Source organism: Micromonospora sp. KC207, from assembly GCF_004348615.1.
Taxonomy (GTDB): domain Bacteria; phylum Actinomycetota; class Actinomycetes; order Mycobacteriales; family Micromonosporaceae; genus Micromonospora.
The window spans coordinates 1-2,013 of sequence record NZ_SMKJ01000541.1 but is presented as its reverse complement, the minus strand read 5'-3'; the positions used below and the strand labels follow the sequence as shown (position 1 = coordinate 2,013).

1 protein-coding gene is annotated in these 2,013 nt (G+C 74.5%); it reads left to right on the top strand.

What is annotated here, in order from left to right:
- The first annotated feature begins 253 nt into the window (after positions 1–253).
- Positions 254–1,894: an NAD(P)/FAD-dependent oxidoreductase gene (locus E1258_RS32285; protein WP_132407727.1), complete on the top strand. Its 1,641-nt coding sequence runs from the start codon at positions 254–256 to the stop codon at positions 1,892–1,894.
- The last annotated feature ends 119 nt before the right edge of the window (positions 1,895–2,013 follow it).

Here is a 2,013-nt window from a genome sequence, read left to right as displayed (position 1 = left end):
GGCCCAGAGGCTGCCGCAGAAGGCGGCGGCCCCGCCGACGACGGTGGCGCGCAGGACGGTACGACGGTCCATCGGTTACCTCCTGGTAGTGTCGATGCCCCACAGACGGTAGGGCCGGCGAGGCATCGACGGCAGCAACTACCCGATGAACGCGGGGTGACGGGTCGCCGGCACGACGGGTTCCGGCCCGGCCGTCTCCGGCGTGACGGCAACGGCCCCCCTGCCGGCCCGCGCGGCACTAGGCTGCCCGAGCATGAGCGAGCACAGCGGGACGACCGCGCACGGCGAGGCGAGTGAACTGCCGGCCCGCGCCGACGTGGTGATCGTCGGCTCCGGGCACAACGGGCTGGTTTCGGCGATCCTGCTGGCCCGCGCCGGCCTCGACGTGCTGGTGCTGGAGGCCGCAGAGGCCATCGGCGGGGCCACCCGCACCGAGAACCCGTTCCCGAAAGTTCCCGGGCTGCGCCACTCCACCGGGTCGTACCTGCTCGGGCTGATGCCGCCGGAGCTGCTCGCCACGCTCGACGTGCACATCCCCGTGCTGCGCCGCGACCCGCACTACTTCCTGCCCACCCCGGGCGGCGTCGGGTCGCCGTACCTGCTGATGGGCAGCGACACCGCCGCCACCCGGCGGCAGCTCGCGGAGTTCTTCTCCCCCGCCGACGTGGCCGCCGACGACGCCATGCAGACGGAGCTGGCCCAGCTCCGCGCGGACCTGGCCCCGGCGTGGCTGGCCGAGCCGCTGCCCGTCGAGGAAACCGCCGAGCGGTACGTCCGGCCCGCCCTGCGGCAGGTCTTCGTCGACCTGGTACGCGGCTCCGTCGCCGGTTACCTGTCCCGCTTCGACTTCCGCTCCGAGCTGCTGGTCAGCATGTACGCGGTCACCGACGGCCTGTCCGGCCTCAACGCCGGCCCCGACGACCCCGGCACCGGGCACAACTTCCTCGTGCACAACATGTGCCGGCTGCCCGGCTCCGACGGCACCTGGATGATCGCCGAGGGCGGGATGGGCACCGTCTCCCGCACCTTCGCCGACGCCGCCCGCGCCGCCGGGGCCACCATCGCGACCGGCGTCCCGGTCACCGCGATCACCCTCGACGGCGGCGCGGCCAGCGGGGTGGCGCTCGCCGACGGCCGGCACGTGGCCGCCCGGGTGGTGCTCGGGGCCTGCGACCCGTATCGGCTGACCGACCTGCTGCCCGACGGCGCGCTCCCAGCGGAGCTGGGCGCGCGGATGGCGGCGGTCCGCCGCCCCGGCACCACCCTCAAGCTCAACCTGGCGCTGACCGGGCTGCCCCGGTTCTCCTGCCTGCCCGAGGGCGCGCCCAGCCCGTTCGGCTCCACCATCCACCTGCTGCCCGGCTCGGCGTCGCTGGTCGGCGGTGGGGGTGAGCCGCCGATGGCGGCGCTGCGCGCGATGTGGGCGGACGTGCGGGCCGGCCGGCTGCCCGCCGAGCCCACCATCGAGTGGTACCTGCACACCACCGTCGACCCGTCGCTGTCCGACGCCGCCGGCCACCACTCGTCGGCGCTGTTCGTCCAGTCGGTGCCGTACTCCCTCGCCGGCACCACCTGGGACGCGGCCCTACCCGGGTACGTGTCGCGCCTCGTGGAGATCTGCGAGCGGTACGCGCCCGGCACCGGCGACCTGATCGCCGACGCCGTGCCGCTGACCCCGCCCGGCATCGAGGCGCACTTCGGCATCACCGGCGGGCACATCCACCACGTCGACAACACGGTCTCCTTCACCGACCGGATGCCGTACGCCACCGGGATCGACGGCGTGTACGCCGGCAGCGCCGGCTGCCACCCGGCGGGCAGCGTCATCGGCGCGGCCGGCCACAACGCGGCCCGCCGCATCCTCGCCGACCTGCAAGGAGGGGCCCCTTGTTAACGCATACGGTAGAGAAAAGTTCCCTTCTCACCGCGCAGTCGGTGCGCTCTCCCCGCCCAGTCGGCGCGCTCTCAGGAATTCGTGGTCGCCCCGGGGGCGGGGGCGGCCCGGGGCGGAAC